A 4,441-nucleotide genomic window follows, 5' to 3' on the forward strand; every position below is an offset into this window, starting at 1 on the left:
GGGTCTCCGGCAGCACCGGCCGGACCGCCCGGGGCGCGCCGCCCACGTCGACGCCGACGAAGACCAGGTACGCGGTGGCCACCCGGACCGGCTCGTCCTCGGCCGAGTCCCAGCGCTCGGCGACCACCCGGACGCCCACCTCCATCGAGGTCTGCCCGGTCCAGTTCACCTGGGCGTGCGCGTGCACCAGATCGCCGACCCGGACCGCCTCGGAGAAGACGATCTCGTCGATGGCCGCGGTGACGGCGGTGCCTCCGCTGTGCCGCGCCGCGGCCGCCCCGGCCACGTCGTCGACGAACTTCATCAGCACCCCGCCGTGCACCGTCCCGTAGAGGTTGACGTCGACGGCGGTCATGATGCGGCTCAACGTGACCCGGGAGTACGAGGTGGGCTTGCCCGGCGGGGCGGCGGAGGGGTGCTCGGTCATGGAGGAAACGGTACGGTGCGCGGATGCGACATCTCTGGAGCTTCCTCGCCGGGTTGGTGGTGGCGCCCATCACCTGGGTGCTGATCACTCTCGGGCAGGACGGGTCGGGTCGGACCGTGAACCGCTGGGTGGAGATCGGTACGTACAGCACGCCGAACCTGATCGAGCCGGCCGTCTACCTCGGCGTCGCCGGCATCCTGCTCGGTCTGCTCGGCACCCTGCGCATCTCGCCGCTCGGCCCCCTCGTCGCCGGGCTGCTGCTGGTCATCCCGTACGTGGGGATGTTCATCGCCCCGTTCACCGTGCTCGACAAGATTCCGGACGGCTGGAAGGTCCTCGGGGACCCGCTGCCGCTGGACCAGCCGGTGCGGAACGGCACGCTGTTCCTGATCGGCCTGCTGCTGCTGATGGCGACCTTCAGCGTGCAGCGGTGGCGACCGTGGCCGGCGGCGCCGTCGACCGGGGCGGAGCTGACCCCGGCCGACGACACACCGCCGGAGAACACCTTCACGCTCGGCGACTGGCCGCCGTCCGGGGCGCGGAGCGAGCAGGAAACCGCCCCGCTCACCCTCGGCTACCCGGACGTGGGCACCCCCACCGAGCCGCTGCCCCGGCGCAGCGGCACGGAGTCACCGTGGACCGCGCCGCCCCGCTACGGGGCCGGGAGCGACAGCACCGACAACCGTTGACGGCCGCGGGCGCCGGCGAGAACCGGCCCGCCCGCCCGACTCGTCGTCGTCAGCCCTTGAGGAGCTGACGGGCCATCACGATGCGCTGCACCTGGTTGGTGCCCTCGTAGATCTGGGTGATCTTGGCGTCCCGCATCATCCGCTCGACCGGGTAGTCACGGGTGTAGCCGTAGCCGCCGAGCAGCTGCACCGCGTCGGTGGTGATCTCCATGGCGGCGTCGGAGGCGAAGCACTTGGCCGCCGCGCCGAAGTAGGTCAGGTCGGCGTCGCCGCGCTCGGACTTGCCGGCGGCGGCGTACGTGAGCTGCCGGGCCGCCTCCAGCTTCATGCCCATGTCGGCGAGCATGAACTGGATGCCCTGGAACTCCGCGATCGCCTTGCCGAACTGCTTGCGCTCGGCCGCGTACCCCTTGGCGTAGTCGAGCGCGCCCTGGGCGATGCCGACGGCCTGCGCGGCGATGGTGACCCGGGTGTGGTCCAGGGTCTTCATCGCGGTGGCGAAGCCGGTGCCCTCGGCGCCGATCATGCGGTCGGCCGGGATCCGGACGTTGTCGAGGTAGACCTCGCGGGTCGGCGAGCCCTTGATGCCGAGCTTCTTCTCCGGCGCGCCGAAGCTGACGCCGGCGTCGGCCTTCTCCACCACGAAGGCGGAGATGCCCCGGGATCGGGCTGTGGGGTCGGTCACAGCGAAGACGGTGTAGTACTCCGACACGCCCGCGTTGGTGATCCACCGCTTCACGCCGTTGAGCACCCAGTGGTCGCCGTCGCGCACCGCCCGGGTGGTCATCGACGCGGCGTCGCTGCCCGCCTCCGGCTCGGAGAGGCAGTACGAGAACATCGCGTCGCCCGAGGCGACCCGGGTCAGGTACTTCTGCTTGAGCTCCTCGGAGCCGGCCAGGATCAGCGGCATGGTGCCGAGCTTGTTCACCGCCGGGATCAGCGAGGACGAGGCGCAGGCCCGGGCCACCTCCTCGATCACGATGGCCGTGGCCAGCGCGTCCGCGCCGGCGCCGCCGTACTCGACGGGGATGTGCGGGGCGTGGAAGTCCGCGGCCCGCAGCGCGTCGTAGGACGCCTTGGGGAACTCGCCGGTCTCGTCCGCCTCGGCGGCGTTGGGGGCCACCTTCGCGGCACAGACCTCACGGACCGCCTCCCGGATCGCCTCGTGCTCCTCCGGCAACCGGTAGACGTCGAACGACTGCTCTGCGGCCATGTCGGCCCTCCCCTTTCACCGCTATCATGCGCAGTCTGTGGCGTTTTGAGTCCGCCGACTGCCGCAGACTGAAGGATAGCTACCAGGTCCGACCGGACCTTACCGGCGGGTAGGCTCGCGCACGACAGGCGTCGACACGGCACAACTACCCTCACACAAGACGACAAAGTTCCCTCGGCGCCGGCCAACGGCGCCCCAGCCGAACGCGACGCAGCGACGCGCCGCCAGTGCGAGCGGAGAAGACAGGCCGTGACGATCCCGTACCCGAACATCCAGCCGGTACCGGCCATCACCCCGGTGACGCCGCCCTCGGGTGCCCCGCGACCGCGGGTGACCTTCCTCGGGACCGGTTACCTCGGCGCGACGTACGCCATCTGCTACGCCGAGCTGGGTTACGAGGTCCTCGGCTTCGACGTCGACGCGAACAAGATCGCCAAGCTGAACGCGGGCGAGGTCCCGATCCACGAGCCGGGCCTGGACGAGCTGCTCCGGCGCAACCTGTCCGCCGGTCGGCTGCGGTTCAGCACCGACATCGGCGAGGTCGCCGACTTCGGCGACGTGCACTTCATCTGCGTGGGCACCCCCCAGCGCGCCGACGGAATGGGCGCCGACCTGTCGTACGTCGAGGCGTCGGTGACCAGCCTGGCCCAGCACCTGACCCGCAAGGCGCTGATCGTCGGCAAGTCGACCGTCCCGGTCGGCACCGCCGACTGGGTGGAGCAGCTCGTCGGCAAGCACACCCCGACCGACCTGGGCGTCGAGGTGGCCTGGAGCCCCGAGTTCCTCCAGGAGGGCTTCGCCGTCGACGACGTGCTGCGCCCCAACCGGATCGTGGTCGGCGTCAAGACCGAGTGGGCCAACGGCATGCTCTACGCCGCCCACAAGGGCGTCTTCGACCTGGCCGCCACCGAGGACCGCGAGGTGCCCCTGGTGGTCACCGACTTCGCCACCGCCGAGCTGGTCAAGGTCGCCGCGAACGCCTTCCTGGCCACCAAGATCTCCTTCATCAACGCGATGGCCGAGGTCTGCGAGGCCGCCGGCGGCGACGTCACCCAGCTGGCCCGGGCGATCGGGTACGACCCGCGCATCGGCAACCGGTTCCTCCAGGCCGGGCTCGGCTTCGGCGGCGCCTGCCTGCCCAAGGACATCCGCGCCTTCCAGGCCCGGGCGCAGGAGCTGGGCGCCGGCGAGGCGCTGCGCTTCCTGCACGAGGTGGACCTGATCAACCTCCGCCGCCGTACCCGGGTCCTCCAGCTCGCCGCCGACCTGCTCGGCCGCCGCTCCGGCCCGGCCGGACCGGACTTCTCCGGCACCCGGATCGCCGTGCTGGGCGCCACCTTCAAGCCCAACACCGACGACGTCCGCGACGCCCCGGCGCTCGCCGTCGCCGCCCTGCTGGCCAAGTCCGGCGCGGACGTGCACGTGTACGACCCGCAGGGCACCGAGAACGCCCGCCGGGTGGCCCCCGAGCTGACCTACGAGGCCAGCATGAACGACGCGGTGACCGGCGCCGACCTGGTCTGCGTACTCACCGAGTGGGCCGACTTCCGCAACGCCGACCCGGTCGTCCTCGGCGAGCTGGCCGCCGGGCGCAAGGTGGTCGACGGGCGCAACTGCCTCGACTCCACACTGTGGACCCAGGCCGGCTGGGAATACCGCGGCATGGGCCGCCCCTGACGGGTACGCGCCGACGCGCCGGCCGGGAAGCACCGCTTCCCGGCCGGCGCTCGTCGTTGTGCCGAATCGCCAGCGCCAGGTGTCGAAATCCGCGGCGGGTCAGGGCATGCTCGACACTGGAGGTCCACAGTGCGGGCCGGCCGGGTGGAGGGGTGTCGTGGAGAGCTTTCAGTGCTCCTCGTGCGGGCGGCAGATACAGCCGGCCGCCCGTTGCCCGCACTGCGGCGCCGAGCAGCCGCAGTGGCGGGAACACCTGGCCGAGATCGAGCGGTCCATCGCGGAGATGAAGGCGCGCGAGGCGGCCATCCTCGCCGAGCAGCGGCAGATCGCCGCCAAGATGCAGGCCGCCCTCTTCCAGCGCGACATCCTCGCCCACGCCGGTGCAGGAGCGGACCGGCCAGGCCACCCGCCACGCCGGGTCGCTCCCGCCCGCAA

At 71.7% G+C, this 4,441-nt stretch carries 5 protein-coding genes; 3 read left to right on the forward strand and 2 right to left on the reverse strand.

Going from position 1 to position 4,441, the window contains the following annotated elements:
- On the reverse strand, nucleotides 1–427 hold a 427-nt coding region (locus JNW89_RS28670; protein WP_238451473.1), incomplete at its 3' end, for an acyl-CoA thioesterase.
- 23 nt (nucleotides 428–450) lie between these two features.
- On the opposite strand from JNW89_RS28670, the gene JNW89_RS28675 reads away from it, so the two are divergent.
- Nucleotides 451–1,116 (forward strand): hypothetical protein, encoded by a 666-nt coding sequence (locus JNW89_RS28675; protein WP_238451474.1) that lies wholly within the window; start codon nucleotides 451–453, stop codon nucleotides 1,114–1,116.
- A 49-nt stretch (nucleotides 1,117–1,165) separates the two neighbouring features.
- Here the strand turns inward: JNW89_RS28675 and JNW89_RS28680 are convergent, their stop codons facing one another.
- Nucleotides 1,166–2,329, reverse strand: a complete 1,164-nt coding sequence (locus JNW89_RS28680) for an acyl-CoA dehydrogenase family protein (protein ID WP_238451475.1) — start codon at nucleotides 2,327–2,329, stop codon at nucleotides 1,166–1,168.
- A 249-nt stretch (nucleotides 2,330–2,578) separates the two neighbouring features.
- On the opposite strand from JNW89_RS28680, the gene JNW89_RS28685 reads away from it, so the two are divergent.
- Both JNW89_RS28685 and JNW89_RS28690 read left to right on the forward strand, forming a co-directional pair.
- Nucleotides 2,579–4,006, forward strand: coding sequence for a UDP-glucose/GDP-mannose dehydrogenase family protein (locus tag JNW89_RS28685; RefSeq protein WP_238451476.1), 1,428 nt, complete (start codon nucleotides 2,579–2,581; stop codon nucleotides 4,004–4,006).
- Nucleotides 4,007–4,163: 157 nt separating this feature from the next.
- Nucleotides 4,164–4,441, forward strand: a 278-nt coding sequence (locus tag JNW89_RS28690; RefSeq protein ID WP_238451477.1) for a hypothetical protein, incomplete at its 3' end; no start/stop codon positions are given.

It is taken from the genome of Micromonospora sp. 4G55 (genome assembly GCF_016803375.1).

Excerpts from the sequence above, each read along its gene's own strand:
- JNW89_RS28675 (WP_238451474.1), top strand. The coding sequence starts at position 451 with ATGCGACATCTCTGGAGCTTCCTCGCCGGGTTGGTGGTGGCGCCCATC.
- JNW89_RS28680 (WP_238451475.1), bottom strand. The coding sequence starts at position 2,329 with ATGGCCGCAGAGCAGTCGTTCGACGTCTACCGGTTGCCGGAGGAGCAC.